This window comes from Proteus sp. LHD240705 (genome assembly GCF_047921555.1).
In the GTDB taxonomy this organism is placed as follows: domain Bacteria; phylum Pseudomonadota; class Gammaproteobacteria; order Enterobacterales; family Enterobacteriaceae; genus Proteus.
The window spans coordinates 38,467-57,583 of record NZ_JBLRMI010000003.1 but is presented as its reverse complement, the minus strand read 5'-3'; the positions used below and the strand labels follow the sequence as shown (position 1 = coordinate 57,583).

At 40.0% G+C, this 19,117-nt stretch carries 18 protein-coding genes; 13 read left to right on the top strand and 5 right to left on the bottom strand.

All coding sequences use genetic code 11. The features are described from left to right. The first annotated feature begins 106 nt into the window (after positions 1 to 106). From miaB to lnt, 5 genes are all read left to right on the top strand, one after another. On the top strand, positions 107 to 1,537 hold the full coding sequence (gene miaB / locus ACNART_RS06340; RefSeq protein ID WP_198620398.1) for a tRNA (N6-isopentenyl adenosine(37)-C2)-methylthiotransferase MiaB: 1,431 nt from the start codon (positions 107 to 109) through the stop codon (positions 1,535 to 1,537). A gap of 28 nt (positions 1,538 to 1,565) precedes the next feature. Beyond that, positions 1,566 to 2,627 (top strand): PhoH family protein, encoded by a 1,062-nt coding sequence (locus tag ACNART_RS06335; RefSeq protein WP_368927213.1) that lies wholly within the window; start codon positions 1,566 to 1,568, stop codon positions 2,625 to 2,627. Beyond that, entirely contained in the window at positions 2,620 to 3,087 is a 468-nt protein-coding gene (ybeY, locus tag ACNART_RS06330) for an rRNA maturation RNase YbeY (RefSeq protein WP_151434555.1), read from the top strand. Before ACNART_RS06335 ends, ybeY begins: the two co-directional genes overlap by 8 nt. Positions 3,088 to 3,158: 71 nt before the next feature. Further along, on the top strand, positions 3,159 to 4,040 hold the full coding sequence (gene corC, locus ACNART_RS06325) for a CNNM family magnesium/cobalt transport protein CorC (protein WP_023581153.1): 882 nt from the start codon (positions 3,159 to 3,161) through the stop codon (positions 4,038 to 4,040). 7 nt (positions 4,041 to 4,047) lie between these two features. After that, entirely contained in the window at positions 4,048 to 5,574 is a 1,527-nt protein-coding gene (gene lnt / locus ACNART_RS06320; protein ID WP_198620396.1) for an apolipoprotein N-acyltransferase, read from the top strand. Positions 5,575 to 5,661: 87 nt separating this feature from the next. On the opposite strand, the gene ACNART_RS06315 is transcribed toward lnt, so the two are convergent. The 4 genes from ACNART_RS06315 to ACNART_RS06300 all read right to left on the bottom strand — a co-directional run bounded on the left by ACNART_RS06315 (position 5,662) and on the right by ACNART_RS06300 (position 9,409). Next, positions 5,662 to 6,165: a protein disulfide oxidoreductase gene (locus ACNART_RS06315; protein WP_198626109.1), complete on the bottom strand. Its 504-nt coding sequence runs from the start codon at positions 6,163 to 6,165 to the stop codon at positions 5,662 to 5,664. After that, positions 6,165 to 6,896 carry a DsbA family protein gene (locus tag ACNART_RS06310; protein ID WP_151434551.1) on the bottom strand — a complete coding sequence of 244 codons (732 nt, stop codon included), beginning with the start codon at positions 6,894 to 6,896 and terminating at the stop codon, positions 6,165 to 6,167. The genes ACNART_RS06315 and ACNART_RS06310 overlap by 1 nt, the downstream gene beginning before the upstream one ends. After that, positions 6,896 to 8,935, bottom strand: coding sequence for a protein-disulfide reductase DsbD family protein (locus ACNART_RS06305; protein ID WP_416303476.1), 2,040 nt, complete (start codon positions 8,933 to 8,935; stop codon positions 6,896 to 6,898). The genes ACNART_RS06310 and ACNART_RS06305 overlap by 1 nt, the downstream gene beginning before the upstream one ends. Before the next feature lie 84 nt (positions 8,936 to 9,019). After that, positions 9,020 to 9,409: a metal resistance protein gene (locus ACNART_RS06300; protein WP_198620392.1), complete on the bottom strand. Its 390-nt coding sequence runs from the start codon at positions 9,407 to 9,409 to the stop codon at positions 9,020 to 9,022. Positions 9,410 to 9,774: 365 nt separating this feature from the next. Here ACNART_RS06300 and ACNART_RS06295 point away from each other — a divergent pair, with 365 nt between their 5' ends. The 8 genes from ACNART_RS06295 to nadD all read left to right on the top strand — a co-directional run bounded on the left by ACNART_RS06295 (position 9,775) and on the right by nadD (position 18,090). Next, positions 9,775 to 10,668, top strand: a complete 894-nt coding sequence (locus tag ACNART_RS06295) for an amino acid ABC transporter substrate-binding protein (protein ID WP_109374089.1) — start codon at positions 9,775 to 9,777, stop codon at positions 10,666 to 10,668. 116 nt (positions 10,669 to 10,784) lie between these two features. Further along, entirely contained in the window at positions 10,785 to 11,525 is a 741-nt protein-coding gene (locus ACNART_RS06290) for an amino acid ABC transporter permease (RefSeq protein WP_099075884.1), read from the top strand. Continuing rightward, positions 11,525 to 12,199, top strand: a complete 675-nt coding sequence (gene gltK / locus ACNART_RS06285; RefSeq protein WP_006537724.1) for a glutamate/aspartate ABC transporter permease GltK — start codon at positions 11,525 to 11,527, stop codon at positions 12,197 to 12,199. The genes ACNART_RS06290 and gltK overlap by 1 nt, the downstream gene beginning before the upstream one ends. Next, positions 12,200 to 12,925 carry an amino acid ABC transporter ATP-binding protein gene (locus tag ACNART_RS06280; RefSeq protein ID WP_109374086.1) on the top strand — a complete coding sequence of 242 codons (726 nt, stop codon included), beginning with the start codon at positions 12,200 to 12,202 and terminating at the stop codon, positions 12,923 to 12,925. A gap of 326 nt (positions 12,926 to 13,251) precedes the next feature. After that, the gene (gene leuS / locus ACNART_RS06275; RefSeq protein WP_368887923.1) at positions 13,252 to 15,834 is read left to right on the top strand and encodes a leucine--tRNA ligase; all 2,583 of its coding nucleotides are present in this window, start codon (positions 13,252 to 13,254) and stop codon (positions 15,832 to 15,834) included. 12 nt (positions 15,835 to 15,846) lie between these two features. Then, positions 15,847 to 16,395, top strand: coding sequence for an LPS assembly lipoprotein LptE (lptE, locus tag ACNART_RS06270; protein ID WP_198620390.1), 549 nt, complete (start codon positions 15,847 to 15,849; stop codon positions 16,393 to 16,395). Next, entirely contained in the window at positions 16,392 to 17,426 is a 1,035-nt protein-coding gene (gene holA / locus ACNART_RS06265; RefSeq protein ID WP_198620389.1) for a DNA polymerase III subunit delta, read from the top strand. Before lptE ends, holA begins: the two co-directional genes overlap by 4 nt. Next, a complete protein-coding gene (nadD, locus tag ACNART_RS06260) occupies positions 17,419 to 18,090 on the top strand; it encodes a nicotinate-nucleotide adenylyltransferase (RefSeq protein ID WP_198626106.1) in 672 nt (223 codons plus the stop codon). The genes holA and nadD overlap by 8 nt, the downstream gene beginning before the upstream one ends. 10 nt (positions 18,091 to 18,100) lie before the next feature. Here the strand turns inward: nadD and ACNART_RS06255 are convergent, their stop codons facing one another. Continuing rightward, complete coding sequence (locus tag ACNART_RS06255) at positions 18,101 to 18,847, bottom strand: YbgA family protein (protein WP_198626105.1); 747 nt, start codon at positions 18,845 to 18,847, stop codon at positions 18,101 to 18,103. Between the last annotated feature and the right edge of the window lie 270 nt (positions 18,848 to 19,117).

Below are 19,117 nucleotides of genomic sequence, written 5' to 3'. Positions count from 1 at the left end.
AGTCACTGACCACACAAATGACTACAATAACCGCCTTATTGGCTTATTACACGCAACGTTTTCCAATGATTAGCTATTGTCTCACTGAAAATACCGGATTTACACAATGTCGACGATAAAAAAACTGTACATTAAAACTTGGGGCTGTCAGATGAATGAGTACGATTCATCCAAAATGGCAGACCTACTCGAAAGCACCCACGGTTATCAGTTAACCGATGTCGCCGAAGACGCGGACATTCTACTGCTAAATACCTGTTCTATCCGTGAGAAAGCACAAGAAAAAGTCTTTCATCAGTTAGGACGTTGGAAATATTTTAAAGATAATAAACCCGATATTATCATTGGCGTCGGCGGTTGTGTTGCTTCTCAAGAAGGTGAATACATCCGTCAACGTGCGCAGTGTGTCGATATTATCTTCGGACCACAAACTTTACACCGTTTACCTGAAATGATTAATCAGGTTAAAGGGACTAAAAGCCCTGTTGTCGATATTAGCTTCCCTGAAATCGAAAAATTTGACCGTTTACCAGAGCCTCGCGCTGAAGGTCCTTCTGCTTTCGTCTCCATCATGGAAGGCTGTAACAAATACTGCTCTTTCTGCGTAGTTCCTTACACTCGCGGTGAAGAAGTTAGCCGCCCTTGTGATGATGTGCTATTTGAAATTGCTCAATTAGCGGCACAAGGTGTGCGCGAAGTAAACTTGTTAGGTCAAAACGTTAACGCCTACCGAGGCGCTACTTTTGATGGTCAAATCTGTAGCTTTGCTGAATTAATTCGCTTAGTCGCCGCAATTGACGGCATTGACCGCATTCGCTTTACTACCAGCCACCCTATCGAATTTACTGACGATATTGTTGCGGTTTATGAAGATACTCCAGAATTAGTCAGCTATTTACACTTGCCAGTGCAAAGTGGTTCTGACCGCATTCTAACATTAATGAAGCGTAACCATACTGCACTTGAATATAAGAGCATCATTCGCAAACTACGCAAAGCACGTCCTGATATTCTGATAAGTTCAGACTTTATCATTGGTTTCCCGGGTGAAACCCAAGACGACTTTGAAAAAACCATGCAATTAATTGCGGATGTTAATTTCGATATGAGCTTTAGTTTCATCTATTCAGCACGTCCAGGCACCCCAGCGGCTGATTTACCTGATGATGTCAGTGAAGATGAGAAGAAACAACGTTTATATCTGCTACAACAGCGCATCAATCAACAAGCAATGAACTTTAGCCGTGCAATGTTAAATACGGTACAGCGTATTCTAGTTGAAGGACCTTCACGTAAAAATGTGATGGAGCTTTCTGGTCGTACTGAGAATAACCGTGTGGTTAACTTTGAAGGTACACCAGATATGATTGGTAAGTTCGTTGATGTTGAGATTGTTGACGTTTATGCCAACTCACTACGTGGTAAAGTCATTAGAACGGAAGACCAAATGGATTTACGTATTCACGAATCTCCAGAATCCGTCATTGCACGTACACGTAAAGAAGATGAATTAGGGGTAGGTGTTTACCAACCTTAATTGATCAGATTGAACAAAAGGATAATCAGTGACAGTAATAGCACATGCACAGGTAGCGACCCAAGAAATCTTCTTAGAGCCAGCTGACAATGCCCGTTTAATGAGCCTATGTGGTCCATTTGACGATAATATTAAGCAACTTGAGCGCCGTTTAGGTATCGAGATTAATCATCGTGATAACCGTTTTAAACTCACGGGAAAATCATTGTGTGTCAATGCAGCCGCAGGAATTTTACGTCGCCTGTATGTGGAAACCTCGCCAATTAAAGGCGTGATCTCCGATATCGACCCTGAACAAATTCACCTTGCGATCAAAGAAAGTCGTGTGCTTGAGCAAAGTGATGAGCATGTTCCTGAATTTGGGAAATCAACCAATATTCGAACTAAGCGAGGTGTGATAAAACCTCGTACACCGAATCAGGCACAATATATTGCCAATATCCAGACTCATGATATTACTTTTGGTATTGGGCCTGCTGGTACAGGGAAAACTTATCTGGCTGTTGCTGCTGCTGTTGATGCTCTTGAACGCCAAGAAGTGCGTCGTATTTTATTAACGCGTCCTGCGGTTGAAGCGGGTGAAAAACTGGGCTTTTTACCGGGCGATTTAAGTCAAAAAGTCGATCCCTATTTACGACCACTTTATGATGCGTTATTTGAGATGTTAGGTTTTGAAAAAGTTGAGAAACTAATAGAGCGTAATGTCATTGAAGTCGCCCCCCTCGCCTATATGCGTGGACGCACATTAAATGACGCCTTTATTATTCTTGATGAAAGCCAAAACACGACCATCGAACAGATGAAAATGTTCTTAACACGTATTGGCTTTAACTCTAAAGCGGTTATCACTGGGGATATTACCCAAATTGACCTGCCAAGAGGCAATAAATCAGGCTTACGTCATGCCATTGAAGTTTTATCTGATGTTAATGACTTAAGTTTTAACTTTTTCCATAGTGAAGACGTTGTTCGCCATCCCGTGGTTGCCAAAATTGTTATTGCCTATGAAGCTTGGGAAACGGAAGATCAAAAACGCCGCCAAGCTATCAAAGCAGAAAAAGAGAAGCTTCAGAGAGAAAATCATGAGTGAAGTTATCCTTGATTTACAAGTAGCAAGTGAAAATGCGCAAGGGCTTCCTACTGAAGCCCAATTTATGACATGGTTAGAAGCGGTATTACCGCAATTTCAACCTGTAAGTGAAGTGACTATTCGTATTGTTGATGAGGCAGAAAGTCACGAACTGAACCTCACTTATCGTGGAAAAGACAAACCGACTAACGTGCTTTCTTTTCCCTTTGAGGCTCCGCCTGAAATTGAATTGCCGTTATTAGGTGATTTGATTATTTGCCGCCAAGTGGTAGAAAAAGAGGCGGTTGAGCAGAGTAAGACTGTTGAAGAACACTGGGCACACATGGTTATTCATGGATGTCTCCATCTTTTAGGCTATGATCATATTGAAGATGATGAAGCCGAAGAAATGGAAGGTTTAGAGACAGAAATCTTACAAAATTTAGGTTATGCAGATCCCTATTTGATTGAAAAAGAGTAACAGTTCTCTTATTTTTATGATAAATACTATATCTAATTAACCATTCAATGAGGAAAAATAGTTAAAACGCCATGAGCGACGACCAATCTTCGAGTAACGATAACCCTGGTCCTAAGAAAGGGTTTCTCACACTGCTTAATCAGTGGTTCCACGGTGAACCTAAAAACCGTGATGATCTGATGGAGCTTATCCGCGATTCTGAACAGAAAGAATTAATTGATCCCGACACCCGCGACATGCTTGAAGGGGTAATGGATATTGCTGAACAACGCGTTCGGGACATAATGATCCCTCGCTCGCAAATTGTCACACTAAAACGCAATCAAACCCTTGATGAGTGTTTAGATGTGATTATTGATTCAGCACATTCTCGTTTCCCAGTCATTAGCGAGGACAAAGATCATATTGAAGGCTTATTAATGGCAAAAGATCTGCTGCCATTTATGCGTACCGACGCAGAGCCATTTAGTATGGATAAAGTCTTACGCTCTGCTGTTGTTGTGCCCGAAAGCAAACGGGTTGATCGCCTATTAAAAGAGTTCCGCTCTCAACGCTATCATATGGCGATTGTGATCGATGAATTTGGAGGCGTATCTGGACTCGTCACAATTGAGGATATTCTTGAACTTATCGTAGGCGAAATTGAAGATGAGTATGATGATGAGGATGATATTGATATTCGTCCATTAAGTCGTCACGCTTACTCAGTTCGAGCTTTAACCCAGATAGAAGATTTCAATGAAGCGTTCGGTACGCATTTCAGCGATGAAGAAGTTGATACGATTGGCGGTTTAGTCATGCAAGCCTTTGGTCACCTTCCTGCTCGTGGTGAAACTATTACCATTGATAATTACCAATTTAAAGTTGTTATGGCAGATAGCCGTAAGATCATTCAGGTTTATGTGCATATCCCCGATGATGCGCCAATCCCTGAACTAGGTAATGATGCATAGGATATCAATGAATAAGATCTCTTTCTTAAACCGCCAGTGGGTTCGCGCCCTTCTGGCGGTTTTTTTCGGTGCCATTGGCACATTGGCATTTTCGCCATTTGATTTTTGGCCTGCTGCGTTAATTTCACTACTTGGCTTATTACTGATAATCACTCACCGCACAACTCGCCAAGGCGCATTCCTTGGTTTTGCTTGGGGATTTGGGTTATTTGGTAGTGGCGTAAATTGGGTTTACGTCAGTATCGCTGATTTTGGTGGTATGCCGTTTGCGATAAATATCTTTTTAGTGATTTTATTAGCACTCTATTTATCACTCTACACGCTATTATTTGCAGGATTACTGAATAAGTTTTTTCCAAAACCAACGCTCTGGCGGTTTGTATTTGCAGCTCCTGCATTATGGCAAATCACTGAATTCTTAAGAGGTTGGGTGTTATCAGGTTTCCCTTGGTTGCAGTTTGGTTATAGCCAGATTGATGGCCCATTAAAAGGTATTGCACCTATTTTTGGTGTTACCATGATAACGCTACTCCTAACCATTATCAGTGGATTAATTGCGTTTGCACTCTATCGCAAATCGATTTATAGCGTCGTGGTTGCACTGCTTTTATTAGTATTACCTATCAGCTTTAAGTCCTATCAGTGGTATCAACCTTTGCCTGATGAAACGCAAGAAATTGCATTAGTCCAAGGTAATATTGCACAATCTTTAAAATGGGAACCAGGTACATTAGAGAGCACATTAAAAACCTATCTCACCTTAAGTCGCCCTTTTATTGGTAATGCAAATCTCATTATTTGGCCTGAATCTGCGATCCCTGATGTTGAAATTCAACAGCAAGGTTTTTTAGCAGAATTAGATAAGCAATTAAGAGAGCAAGATACCCATTTAATGACGGGAATTATTGATGCTCGACCGACATTAGAAGGTTATCGTTTCTACAATAGTGTCATCACATTAGGTGAACACTATGCTTATCAATACCCAGCAACAGATCGCTATAACAAACATCACCTTGTTCCTTTTGGTGAATATGTACCATTAGAATCGCTATTACGCCCACTTGCGCCTTTCTTTAATTTACCGATGTCATCATTAAGCCAAGGTGAATATGTACAGCCTCAGCTCACTGTCAATGATGCCAAAATAACCGCAGCTATTTGTTACGAAATTATTTTAGGTGAACAAGTCCGCGCTAATTTTAAACCCGATACACGATTCTTATTAACGATTTCTAATGATGCGTGGTTTGGTAATTCAATCGGCCCTTGGCAACATTTTCAAATGGCAAGAATGCGCTCTTTAGAGTTAGGAAGACCATTATTACGCTCAACGAATAACGGTATTACCGCCTTTATTGCAGCCAATGGTGATGTTATTTCTCAACTTCCTCAGTTTGAAGAAGGTGCTTTAGCAGAAAAAATCACACCAACAACTGGGTTAACCCCTTATTACAAGTGGGGTAATACACCATTGTGGATAATGGTTGGATTATTTTTTATCATCGCCTTTATTAAACGGCGAGTTGAGTAAAGCAAAATAAAATAACGGAATTCAATATAATAATGAATTCCGTTATTTTTAATCGATTAAAGCTTAAAATGATTGCTTGTATACCGTTCAAAGGCCAGCCCACCATAAACGTAGTTTTAATCCCCACGAAGATGACCAACCGCTCGTAAAGCCTACCATTTCCCCTTTATAAACAATAACAAATGAAGGTGTTGCACTAATTTCCCACTGCTGAGAAATCTCTCCTCGGCTATCATTTATTACAGGAAAGACCAATCCTTTAGACTGAATACCGCGTTCTAACTTTGCGTTATCACCAGAACGGATCGCAACAGATGTCACGTTATAGCCATCTAGTGCTAACGAATTTACTGAGGGAGTTGTGAGTTTACAAACTCCACACCAAGTTGCCCAAAAATAGATTAACAAAGGCTTTTCAGCACTCAATTCAGCTAAAGAAACAACTTTATTATCAACAGTATATAGCTCAGGCAAATTCGTTAAGGCTGGTGGCGTAGGTTGACGCCACCAATCCATTGCAAAAGAAGCTAAAACGAAAATGACAATCAGAACAATCAGTTCTTTACTCCACTTTCGTAAGCGACTACGCATTATTTTTTCACTTTAGCCAGTTGTTCTTTAACAATCACTTCTAGCTGAGCGTAATCAACAGCACCAGGGATAACCATATCGCCAACAACCGTTGCAGGTGTACCTTGAATACCTAACTTACGAGAAAGATCTAAGTTGTTTTGTAACACTTTTAGGCTTTCATCGGTTAATTTCACTTTGCTTGTATTGGTTGTTTTCATTGCATCATCAATACTTGCGTTATCGAGCATTGTTTTCTTTTGCATTAAACGTTGGTGTAATGCTAAGAATGCTTTCGGATCTTCTTTCCAAACTGAAAGCACAGCTTGAGAGGCTTTTGCAGAACTTTCACCTTTAAATGGCAGTGGTTTAATAACCACGGCAACTTCAGGATAATCTTTTGTGATTTGTTCTAATAATGGGTCGAAGCGTTTGCAATAAGGACAGTTATAATCAGTAAAAGAAACCAACACTAACTTAGCGTCTTTGGCACCAATACGAGGGCTTGCTGCATCGTTATATAATGCGTCATGCTCTGCTTTTAATGCAGTACGGAATTGAGCTTGTTGCTCATCTGCTTTTTGCGCTTGTAATGCTGTGATAGCTTCTTCCAAAATTTCTGGATTTTTAATTAACGTATCACGAACCAGCGCGCGAACTTCTTTTTCCTGATCCGCACTTAACGCTGCTGCTTGTACATTTGCACCAAAAAGTAACGAAGAGATAACCAGTGCAGAAAGTGTTTTTTTCATTATTGGGCTCCTTTAGCCTCAGAAAGAACTGTCAATGTTGAATCTTTATTTAAAATAGGAGGTAAAACCACGCCATCTTTATGGCAAGGTCCATAAACTTGGTTAAAAGGTACTGCAACTTGACCACGTTGTTTTAAAAATTGAGTGATCTTATCGGAGGGTTTAGTCCAATCCCCTCTTAATGCAACAATATCTGGCGCAGAAAGTGCAGTTTGGATCTCTTCTCGCAATAATACATTGTATTTGTTTGCTTTGCAGGTTACACACCAATCTGCTGTTACATCAACAAATACGCGTTTATTTTCTGCTAATGCTTGGTGTATCGCTTCTTCTGATAAAGGTTGCCAATTTATCGTATCTTGACCCGCAAGTGTTTGGCTTGCTGGTTGCTCCACAAATAGATAGGTGCTTCCCCCTAAAAGGAAGGCTACCACGGTAGAAATCAATAATACTTTTTTGCCATAATGTTTTGCGATAGCAAACAATAACAACAGCCCAATAATAACAAAAATACCTGCAACTATTGGCATTCCTAAGTGAGGGATCAAGAGCGTTATTAGCCAAATACTCGACAACAGCATCATAAAGCCCAAAACAACTCTTAGGCGATTCATCCATTTACCTGGTTTTGGTAGTACTTTGGCGATAGATGGAAAGATTGCCACTAAGATCCAAGGCAAACTCATTCCAATTCCTAGGGCAGTAAAAATAAGCCATAGTTTATTTAGAGGCGCTATAAGTGCATAAGCGACTGCGGTTCCTAAAAACGGTGCTGAGCAAGGTGTCGCGAGTAAGGTTGCAAATGCACCTTCCCAAAAGTGTCGGCTATATCCTTGTCCACCCGCTGTTGCCATTTTAGTATTCATATTGCTACTTAAACGCAGTTCAAATAATCCGAATAGATTTGCGGTAAAAATAGCGGTAACTAATACCATAAAGCCAATAAACCAAGGACTTTGGAATTGGATCCCCCAACCTAAAGCTTCTTGGCTATAACGTAAGCCTGTCATAAACAGAGCTAGCGCCCAAAATGAGACTAAAATACCTAAAACAGAAACAGAAAATTGCTTGCGAATAACGCCTTTATCACGATTTTCGAGATGTAAAATTGATCCCATTTTCATCGCAAGTACGGGTAATACGCAGGGCATTAAATTCAGAATTAAGCCGCCCAATAGTGCAAAAGCAAGAATACCCCAAAGCCCAATACCTGAATTAGAAGATGGAGCAGTCTCCTCTTTTCCATGCCCTATTATGTCATTAACTTGGCGAGAGAAATCTTGGTCAGTAATAACAAAAGAAAGTACCTTACCTGAGATATTACCAGCAGCATCCCCCCAATCATCTGTCACATCAACCGTGACAAATAAGTTTTTATCTTGATGCTTTAATTTTGGAATACCGTAAAGCATACCTTCAGGAGGATCGAGATAAATATTAGGTTTAACCCAAGCACCTTGCTCTTTTTGTAAAGAGATAGTGAGTTGGCTATTGTTATAACCAGAAGAAACTGATGATATTAATCCCGTTCCAACAGGAATTTTGGCCATTGCCTGATTATATTGCCATTCAAAATCAGCAGGCACAGGTTCGGTAAGATCTAAATCTAAAGTGTAGTCAGTCAGAATGCAGACATTACTACATGTTGATAAAGTTAAAACCCCTGTTAAACGATCAGCGTGAACAGGAGATAACTCAATGGGGAAAATAACTTGTTTATCATAACCTTGCGTGTGAATACCTGCTACATCAAAAGCTGAAGGCGAAGGCCAATGCCAAATCATTGCACTTACATCTTGCGACCAATTAATTTCAGGGGCAACACCACCTTCTCCTGGAGAACGCCAATACGTTTTCCATCCAGACTCAAGCTGTACTTCAAGTAAAACTTTCACATCACCTGTTGGGAACTTTTGTGCTGTCGCCCTAACTTGTGCATGAGAATTATCAGGCGTGGTTAACCAGCCTGTATCTGCTGCTTGAGAAGTAGATAAAGTAAATAGCGTTAATATCAACGCCATAACAAAAGAACGAAACATAACAACTCCCTAAAAATTCCTACAACGCTACACATAGAGCCACGTCCAAAATAGACGAGCAATCTTTTAGCTAAAAGGAAATTTCTAATCCCTCAAAATACAATAATGAAGGTGAAGTCTGATTGGTGGAGGTGGATGATAGTGTTTTTTCTGATTACGCTGACGCGATACATAGATAGCAGCCATGCTTAACAATAGTAATACAACCCATGAATGGAAAAATGGCTCTATTGTTAATGGAGGAACAGATAATAATGATTTGGCGCTTAATTCACAGGTAGACAATGAAAAAGTGTGCTCTGTTACGCTATTCTCATCAGCAATTGGTGTTGATAGTGGGTATTGTGTTTGAGCAACAGCTGTTGCTAAGCGCTCACTAATGATGTGGGCACCTAATGAACGCTGAACAATGCAACACAAGATCAGCAAAACTGTTATCACCACTAGCCAGCGACCTGACCGCCAATTACTCATAGATGTTCCTCATCAATATGACTCGCTATCTTAACGGTAATCCACAGACAAACAACTCCTTAAGACAAACTTTACAAATCCCTACTTAGTTTATTTTTCGCATCATCTCAAATTTTCATCTTTAACCTTTATTTCTATAAGGTTTCTACTACAATAATTTTAAATATTGAAAACAACTTCCAAAAAAATAATCAACTACATTTGATTTCATTCTTTTATTGGGAGATACCTCTCGTATTTCACAAATTGCACTTCCCAACAGTATGTTATTTGTTCTATCTATTAACATTATCAAAACAAATTAAAACAAAAAAGCAACACAAAGCAAAACACCAATATCACTTATCACCACGACAGGAGTTATTATGCGCATGCGTAAACTAGCATTATCATTAATGATCTTAGGGGCGGCAGGAGCAGTACAGGCAGAAGAACTCACTGGAACCTTAAAGAAAATCAATGACAACGATATTATTATTGTTGGGCACAGAGAATCCTCTGTTCCTTTCTCTTACTATGATAATCAACAGAAAGTCGTTGGCTATTCGCAAGACTATTCCAACCTAATTGTGCAGGCTGTAAAAGACAAAATAGGCAAACCAAACTTACAAGTTCGCCTCATTCCTATTACGTCTCAGAATCGTATTCCATTATTACAAAATGGCACATTTGATTTTGAGTGTGGCTCAACAACCAACAATGAAGCTCGTCAGCAACAAGCTGGTTTCTCTAATACTATTTTCATCGTAGGTACACGTTTACTGGCGAAAAAAGACAGTGGAATTAAAGATTTTGCTGACTTGTCAGGTAAAAACGTTGTCGTAACATCAGGAACAACGTCTGAAATGTTACTCAACAAATTAAATGATGAGAAAAAGATGAATATGCGCATTATCAGCGCAAAAGATCATGGAGACTCATTCCGTACACTTGAATCAGGTCGTGCTGTTGCCTTTATGATGGATGACGCATTACTGGCTGGTGAGCGTGCTAAAGCGAAAAAACCAGGTGAGTGGGAAATTGTAGGAACCCCGCAATCTGAAGAAGCTTATGGTTGTATGTTGCGTAAAGATGATGCTCAATTCAAAGCACTAATTGATGAAACTATCGCTCAAGCACAAAAATCGGGTGAAGCAGAAAAATCGTTCAATCGCTGGTTTAATGCACCGATCCCACCTAAAAATCTTAACTTAGAATTCACCATCTCTGATGAAATGAAAGCATTATTTGCATCACCAAATGATAAGGCATTGAATTAAAAATACATAAATAATTGATGCAAAATAAATAATTATAAAGTATCTGTTGGACAGACAGATCAGTGAAGTTTGGGGCAGCCGTTCCCTGCCCCTCTTTTTTCACCGGAGGTGAAATCATGTCGATTGATTGGGATTGGGGGATATTCTTCCAAGAAGCCCCTTTCGGAAACACCACATACTTAGGATGGCTGATTTCTGGCTTTCAAGTCACCATTGCCTTATCTTTATGCGCTTGGATTATTGCCTTTCTTGTCGGTTCTTTATTCGGAATTTTACGCACAGTACCTAATCGCTGGCTTTCAAGCTTAGGCACTGTTTATGTTGAGTTATTTCGTAACGTACCACTTATTGTTCAATTCTTTACGTGGTATTTAGTTATTCCTGAACTCTTGCCTCAATCTATTGGCGACTGGTTTAAAATGGACTTAGCGCCCAATGTGCAATTTTTTGTTTCATCAGCACTCTGCTTAGGTTTATTTACCGCCGCGCGTATGTGTGAACAAGTTAGAGCCGCAATAAACTCATTACCCCGCGGACAAAAAGCCGCAGGTTTAGCATTGGGCTTAACTTTACCTCAAACTTATCGTTATGTTTTATTACCCAATGCATACCGAGTCATTATTCCACCAATGACATCCGAAATGCTCAATCTCGTGAAAAACTCAGCGATTGCCTCTACTATCGGACTTATTGATATGGCGGCACAAGCAAATAAACTCCTCGACTATTCCGCGAAAGCGTATGAGTCATTCACAGCAATCACTCTGGCCTATGTATTTATCAATGTCATCATTATGCTAATAATGCATTGGCTTGAAAAACGCGTTCGCTTACCCGGCACAACAGGAGGTCAATAATGTACGAATTTGACTGGAGTTCTGTTGTTCCAAGCCTACCATTTTTAGTCGATGGAATGGCTATCACACTAAAAATCACTATCACTGCTATTGTGGTCGGTATTTTATGGGGAACGGTGCTTGCCGTTATGCGCCTATCTACCTTTAAGCCTATTAGCTGGTTTGCAGCCGCTTACGTTAATACCTTCCGTTCTATCCCATTAGTCATGGTATTGCTGTGGTTTTATTTAATTGTGCCTAACATATTACAAAATGTTCTAGGACTTTCACCTAAAAGTGATATCCGTTTAATTTCAGCAATGATAGCGTTCTCTTTATTTGAAGCGGCCTATTACTCTGAAATTATAAGAGCAGGTATTCAAAGTGTTAGCAAAGGACAATTTTCAGCCTCACTCGCGTTAGGTATGACCAAATCACAAACCATGCGTTTAGTGATCCTACCTCAAGCCTTTCGAGCCATGATCCCGCTTTTACTGACTCAAGGAATTGTATTATTCCAAGATACATCCTTGGTTTACGTTTTAAGTCTTACTGACTTTTTCAGAACAGCGGCAAATATTGGAGAACGAGATGGTACACAAGTTGAAATGATCCTCTTTGCTGGTTTTGTTTATTTTGTCATTAGCTTCGCTGCTTCGATGTTAGTAAACTTTCTTAAAAAAAGGACTACCTAGATGATTTCCCTAAAAGACGTATCCAAATGGTATGGTCAGTTTCAAGTACTGACTGAATGTTCCACTGAAGTTAAAAAGGGGGAAGTTGTTGTTGTCTGTGGACCTTCTGGATCAGGTAAATCAACACTGATCAAAACAGTGAATGGCTTAGAGCCGATACAACAAGGCGAGATCTTTGTTAATGAAATCAAAGTAAATGACAAGCATACTGATCTTGCTAAATTACGAGCAAAAGTGGGTATGGTTTTCCAACATTTTGAACTCTTCCCTCACCTCTCTATTATTGAAAATCTTACACTGGCACAAGTTAAAGTGCTTAATAGAGAGAAAGGTGCCGCAAAAGAGAAAGGATTAAAGCTATTAGAGCGAGTAGGATTAGCAAGCCATGCTAACAAATATCCAGCTCAGCTTTCTGGTGGCCAACAACAACGTGTCGCCATCGCTCGCGCATTATGCATGGATCCTATTGCAATGTTATTTGATGAACCTACATCAGCACTTGATCCTGAAATGATTAATGAAGTACTTGATGTAATGGTAGAGCTTGCAAATGAAGGTATGACAATGATGGTAGTGACCCATGAAATGGGTTTTGCTAAAAAAGTTGCTGACCGTATTATTTTTATGGATGAAGGTCGAATTGTGGAAGATAGACCTAAAAATGACTTTTTTGATAATCCAAAATCAGCGCGAGCAAAAGATTTCCTCGCTAAAATTCTACACTAACCCCCACATCTCCTCTGCTGGCGTGCTTTTTTAGCACGTCAGCCCCAAATAATAATTTCGATTAACCTCGCAACTAAATATCAAATAATCTTCTTTTTTCGCAATATTCCTATTATTTTTTCAGAAAATACGCATTTATTGTCTTTTTGCTCTAACTCTTTCCAAGATATCTCGCAATTGTCTTGAAAAAGTTATGCAAACAGTGGCTTTCATTGAGATCAATAGTTGTGGCTATTAGACAAAATCAGCTATGCTATGCAAGTCTTAATTTCATAATAGCGGTTACCCTCCGGTAGCCATTAATTCACCATAGGATTATCGGTGCCATGCAAGAACAATATCGTCCCGAAGATATAGAGCAAACTATCCAGGAACACTGGGAAAAGAACAATACATTTAAAGTGACAGAAGATAATAACAAAGAAAAATATTACTGCCTGTCAATGCTACCTTATCCTTCTGGCCGACTACACATGGGACACGTCCGTAACTACACCATTGGTGACGTGATTTCCCGTTATCAACGTATGCTAGGTAAAAACGTCTTACAGCCTATTGGTTGGGATGCGTTTGGCTTACCAGCAGAAGGTGCCGCAGTAAAAAATAAAACCGCCCCTGCACCATGGACTTACGAAAACATCAATTACATGAAAAACCAGTTAAAAAAACTGGGTTTTGGTTACGATTGGGATCGTGAAGTCACTACCTGTACACCAGAATATTATCGCTGGGAACAGTGGTTTTTTACTAAGTTATATGAAAAAGGCTTAGTTTATAAAAAGACCTCTGCTGTTAACTGGTGCCCACACGACTTAACAGTTTTAGCCAACGAACAAGTTATCGATGGCTGCTGCTGGCGTTGTGATACCCCTGTTGAGCGTAAAGAAATTCCACAGTGGTTTATCAAAATTACCGAGTATGCCGAAGAGCTGTTAAACGATTTAGATACGTTAGATGAGTGGCCTGAACAAGTTAAGACCATGCAACGTAACTGGATTGGTCGCTCTGAAGGTGTCGAAATTAAATTTGATGTTGCTGACAGCAACGACACAATGACCGTTTATACAACGCGTCCAGATACATTTATGGGTGTCACTTATGTTGCAGTTGCAGCAGGTCACCCATTAGCGCAAAAAGCTGCTCAAAATAATCCTGAAATTCAACAATTCATTGATGAATGCCGTAACATGAAAATGGCAGAAGCCGATATGGCAACAATGGAGAAAAAAGGGATTGCAACAGGCCTTTACGCTATTCACCCATTAACTAAAGAAAAAGTCGCTATTTGGGTTGCTAACTTTGTCTTAATGGAATACGGCACGGGTGCTGTAATGGCGGTTCCAGGTCATGATGAACGTGACTGGGAATTTGCAACTAAATACAATTTACCAATTAAAGCTGTTATTGCAGATGCTGAAGGTAACCAACCAGATGTCTCTGCCTGTGTATTCACTGAAAGAAATAGCCTGATTAACTCTGGTGAATTCACAGGTCTTGATAACCAAGCTGGCTTTAACGCTATTGCTGATAAACTGGCACAAATGGGTGTTGGTGAGCGCAAAGTTAACTACCGTTTACGTGACTGGGGTGTTTCTCGTCAACGTTACTGGGGTGCGCCAATTCCAATGGCGACTTTGGAAGACGGCACTGTTGTTCCTGTTCCTGAAGATCAACTGCCAGTTATCCTGCCAGAAGATGTCAAAATGGACGGGATCACTAGCCCAATCAAAGCAGATCCTGAGTGGGCAAAAACCACAATTAATGGTCAACCTGCGCTGCGTGAAACGGATACTTTTGACACCTTTATGGAATCTTCTTGGTATTACGCTCGTTATACCTGCCCTGATTACGATAAAGGCATGTTAGATCCTAAAGCAGCTAACTATTGGTTACCTGTTGACTGGTATATTGGTGGTATTGAACACGCCATCATGCACTTAATGTATTTCCGCTTCTTCCATAAACTGATGCGTGATGCCGGTTTAGTAAACTCGGATGAACCAGCAAAACGCTTACTGTGCCAAGGCATGGTATTAGCGGATGCGTTCTATCACACTGGTGAAGATGGTGCTCGCCATTGGGTATCTCCTACTGAAGCGATTGTTGAACGTGATGAGAAAAATCGCATCATTAAAGCGACTGACAGCGAAGGTCATGAATTGACTTATGCTGGCATGAGCAAAATGTCTAAATCTAAAAATAACGGTATCGACCCACAAACTATGGTTGAACGTTATGGTGCAGATACCGTTCGTTTATTTATGATGTTTGCTGCTCCACCAGAATTAACACTGGAATGGCAAGAATCTAGCGTTGAAGGTGCAAACCGTTTCTTACGTCGTTTATGGCGTTTAGTTCACGAGCACACTCAAAAAGGAGCGACACAGTCTCTTGATCTTTCTACACTGACAGAAGAACAAAAAGATTTACGTCGTGACTTACATAAAACGATTGCGAAAGTATCTGATGACGTAGGTCGTCGTTTAGCCTTTAACACCGCGATTGCTGCCATTATGGAGTTAATGAATAAATTAACTCGTGCAACACAAGAAACAGAACAAGATCGTGCATTAATGCAAGAAGCATTAGAAGCGATTGTTCGTATGCTTTCTCCAATCATTCCTCATGCATGTTTTGTTATGTGGCAAGCATTAGGTGGCAAAGAAGACGTTGATGTTGCGCCATGGCCTGTTGCTGATGAAGAAGCCATGATTGATGACACTAAACTGATTATCGTTCAAGTGAATGGTAAAGTTCGTGGTCGTGTTACTGTTCCGGCTAATTCAGAAAAAGAATATGTTCAGGAAATGGCGACAAAAGAGTACAGTGTTGCAAAATACTTGGAAGATGTGGCTATTCGTAAAGTCATCTATGTTCCAGGCAAATTACTGAACATCGTTGTTGGCTGATAAGGAGGCCTAGTGCGATATCTATTTTCGCTATTTTTCGGTTTGGCGGTGTTAATCACCGCTGGCTGTGGTTTTCACCTTCAAGGTAAAACTCAGGTTCCAGCAGAATTAAAAACGCTTTATCTTAGCTCTGGTGACCCTTATGGCCCATTATCTCGAGTAATGCGTCAACAACTTAGACTTAGTGGTGTTCAGCTTGTTGAGGATCCAACAGCCAATATCCCTATTCTTAAAATTGTCGGCTCATCAGAAAGTAAAGAAACCGTATCTGTGTATCAAGACGGTAAATCAGCAGAACGTCAGTTAACATTTGTGCTTGATGCGCAAGTGATTATGCCTGATGGTACGATTTACCCAATTTCATCACAGGTTTCACGCCCATTCTTCGATAACCCATTAGAAGCATTAGCGAAAGATGCTGAAAATGACATTATCAAGCAAGAGATGCGTGAACAAGCGACAGCAATATTAGTGCGTAAATTATTGGTTGTTCACAACGCTGAACGCCAAAAAGCCGTACAAGCTGAGCAGGCAAAACAGATAATCTCACCAGCCAAATGATCCGCTTATATCCAGAACAACTGAATGCGCAGCTCCAAGAGGGGCTGCGCCAAAGTTACCTACTCTGGGGTAATGAACCTCTATTACTCCAAGAGTCTCAAGATGCTATTCAATCCGTCGCTAAATCCCAAGGATTTATCGAGCATTATCAATTTACCCTTGATAATAATACAGACTGGAATGAAATTTACTCGCTTTGTCAATCGCTAAGCCTTTTTTCTCAAAGACAATCTCTTTTACTGCATTTACCTGAAAATGGCCCCAATGCAGCGATGTCAGAGAAACTCACTCGCCTATCTCAAGAATTGCATCAAGATTTATTGTTGATTTTACGTGGCAATAAACTCACAAAAGCGCAAGAAAACAGTGAATGGTTTAAAACATTAAGCCAACATGGAACCTATGTTTCTTGTCTGACACCTGAGCTTGATAAATTACCTACTTGGGTTGCGCGTCGAGCAAAACAAAAAGGGTTAGCGCTGGATGAACAAGGTAATCAATTACTTTGCTACTGTTATGAAGGAAATTTACTAGCACTAGCACAAGCCATCGAGCGCCTTTCGCTGTTGTACCCTGACGGTAAATTAACGCTCCCAAGAGTCGAAGCGGCGGTCAATGACGCGTCACATTTTACCCCTTATCACTGGGTTGATGCATTACTTGCAGGGAAAACACAACGAGCATGGCATATATTGCAACAACTCAAAAGAGAAGACTCTGAACCTGTTATTTTACTCAGAACTTTACAGCGTGAGTTAATGCAGCTGATTACGCTACATCGTGAATCTAAAACAGCTTCATTAAAAACGATTTTTGATAAACATCGAATTTGGCAAAACCGACGCCCAATATTCACAGCAGCACTACAACGTTTATCTGAACATCAATTGCTGACAGCAATACGATTACTTGCAACAATTGAAATTACTATTAAGCAAGATTACGGACAGACAGTTTGGCCCTCGCTCAGTGCTCTGGGCTTATTACTTTGTGGAAAAGCACTACCAGAAGGATTTGTCAGTCATGCCTAGAACCAATCACTCAACACCTTTAATTAACCAAGCCATCGCTTTATATGGTGGTACATTTGATCCTATTCATTATGGGCATTTGCGTCCTGTTGAAGCACTCTCAGGATTAATTGGTTTAAAAGAAGTGATTTGGTTACCTAACAATATTCCTCCTCATCGCCCTCAACCAGAAGCATCCTCTCAACAACGTCTTGAAATGGTGCGTCTTGCGCTTGAGCCGTATTCCTCCTTTAAAGTGGATACCCGCGAGCTTGAAAAACCAACCCCCTCTTATAGCATCGAGACATTAAGAGACTTCAGACAAGAAATTGGCGAGAAACAACCTTTAGCCTTTATTATTGGTCAAGATTCATTGCTTTCAATAAATACGTGGCACAAATGGGAAAGTTTATTAGACGTGTGTCATTTATTAGTTTGTGCTCGTCCTGGTTATCAAACTCATTTTGAATCAGCGCAAATGCAAGCATGGTTGGAAAAGCACCAAACCAAACAGCAAGAAGATATTCATTGCTTACCCGCAGGTAAAATATTCCTCGCTGACACACCACTTTATAATATTTCAGCGACAGACATTCGAGCTCGCCACAAAGCAGGTTTAGATTGCCACGATTTGCTACCCAACTCCGTTGAAAACTATATTCGCCAACAACAACTTTATAAATAACGTATTCTTTTTAAAGTTGTTCTCTTAAATAATTAAAAGCAGATGGATAAGGCGAAAAATAGCGTTGGTTAATCAAATAGTCATCGGGGTAAATGGTTAACCAATATTGGAGTAAATCATAAGGTTTAGAGAAAGGCACGACACCTTGACGATATAGCAAAATTGTCTGTGATATTTCTTGTTTCTGTTGCGAACTCAGATCTCGCTTAAAGTAACCCGCCATATGCATTAATGCATTAGTTTGTCCTTCTCGACTTGGTGCAACGCTTAATGCCTTCATTAACTTTTGTTGATATTTAGATGCAATTTCATCAAGAGAGATTTCGTCAGAAAGATTAGCGATATAACGCCCTAATTCACGATAAGCTACTTGTGAATAAGCCATAATTAAATATTTATATCGACTATGAAATTTAATCAAAGCCCCTTTACTTAATGATTGATTAACCTGTTGTTGATAATCGCATAGTGTAAAGAATTGAGTAAGAAAGTGATCGAGAACAATAGGCTGCAAAAGTTGCTCAAGACTTAATTGAGGTAAAATAAAACTTGATGGCGAAACAAGTCTGTCCCCTTCTTTTCCGATATAACCATAAATCGGCAACGGATGATCTCTGTTTTGGAGATCTATCCGCATAATGCCTATTTTTTCATCTTTAACGACACGACAAAGTAACGCTAACTTTTCTTGTAATTGGCGATCGCTGTTACTCACAATTTCTGAAGATAGCCCGAGATAATTTTCTTTTCTTTCCATTCTTTTTCTCTCTAACTAAAAAGTATGAGTATTAGTCTGTATAATCTAAACGTAACAAAGTCAAAACACGCTAATTAGGTGTTTAATCAGCATTGACAGACGAGGTTTAGCTGTTATTCTCACCTCTGTTCCCTTAAGGGAACTGTAAGGTAAAACTGTCGTCTAAACGAAAAAGTTCTTATCTGCCTTCTTTTTGTTATTTATTATGACGCAGTTAATGGGCATATATGAATTTTTCTAAATCAAACGTCGAAAAACAAGAAAATGAGA

What these genes read in the sequence shown, in the direction of transcription:
- corC (WP_023581153.1), top strand. Translation starts at nt 3,159, where the DNA reads ATGAGCGACGACCAATCTTCGAGTAACGATAACCCTGGTCCTAAGAAA.
- leuS (WP_368887923.1), top strand. Translation starts at nt 13,252, where the DNA reads ATGCAAGAACAATATCGTCCCGAAGATATAGAGCAAACTATCCAGGAA.
- ACNART_RS06295 (WP_109374089.1), top strand. Translation starts at nt 9,775, where the DNA reads ATGCGCATGCGTAAACTAGCATTATCATTAATGATCTTAGGGGCGGCA.
- ACNART_RS06290 (WP_099075884.1), top strand. Translation starts at nt 10,785, where the DNA reads ATGTCGATTGATTGGGATTGGGGGATATTCTTCCAAGAAGCCCCTTTC.
- ACNART_RS06310 (WP_151434551.1), bottom strand. Translation starts at nt 6,896, where the DNA reads ATGAAAAAAACACTTTCTGCACTGGTTATCTCTTCGTTACTTTTTGGT.
- ACNART_RS06255 (WP_198626105.1), bottom strand. Translation starts at nt 18,847, where the DNA reads ATGGAAAGAAAAGAAAATTATCTCGGGCTATCTTCAGAAATTGTGAGT.
- ACNART_RS06300 (WP_198620392.1), bottom strand. Translation starts at nt 9,409, where the DNA reads ATGAGTAATTGGCGGTCAGGTCGCTGGCTAGTGGTGATAACAGTTTTG.
- nadD (WP_198626106.1), top strand. Translation starts at nt 17,419, where the DNA reads ATGCCTAGAACCAATCACTCAACACCTTTAATTAACCAAGCCATCGCT.
- gltK (WP_006537724.1), top strand. Translation starts at nt 11,525, where the DNA reads ATGTACGAATTTGACTGGAGTTCTGTTGTTCCAAGCCTACCATTTTTA.
- ybeY (WP_151434555.1), top strand. Translation starts at nt 2,620, where the DNA reads ATGAGTGAAGTTATCCTTGATTTACAAGTAGCAAGTGAAAATGCGCAA.
- lnt (WP_198620396.1), top strand. Translation starts at nt 4,048, where the DNA reads ATGAATAAGATCTCTTTCTTAAACCGCCAGTGGGTTCGCGCCCTTCTG.
- ACNART_RS06315 (WP_198626109.1), bottom strand. Translation starts at nt 6,165, where the DNA reads ATGCGTAGTCGCTTACGAAAGTGGAGTAAAGAACTGATTGTTCTGATT.
- miaB (WP_198620398.1), top strand. Translation starts at nt 107, where the DNA reads ATGTCGACGATAAAAAAACTGTACATTAAAACTTGGGGCTGTCAGATG.
- ACNART_RS06280 (WP_109374086.1), top strand. Translation starts at nt 12,200, where the DNA reads ATGATTTCCCTAAAAGACGTATCCAAATGGTATGGTCAGTTTCAAGTA.
- holA (WP_198620389.1), top strand. Translation starts at nt 16,392, where the DNA reads ATGATCCGCTTATATCCAGAACAACTGAATGCGCAGCTCCAAGAGGGG.
- ACNART_RS06305 (WP_416303476.1), bottom strand. Translation starts at nt 8,935, where the DNA reads ATGTTTCGTTCTTTTGTTATGGCGTTGATATTAACGCTATTTACTTTA.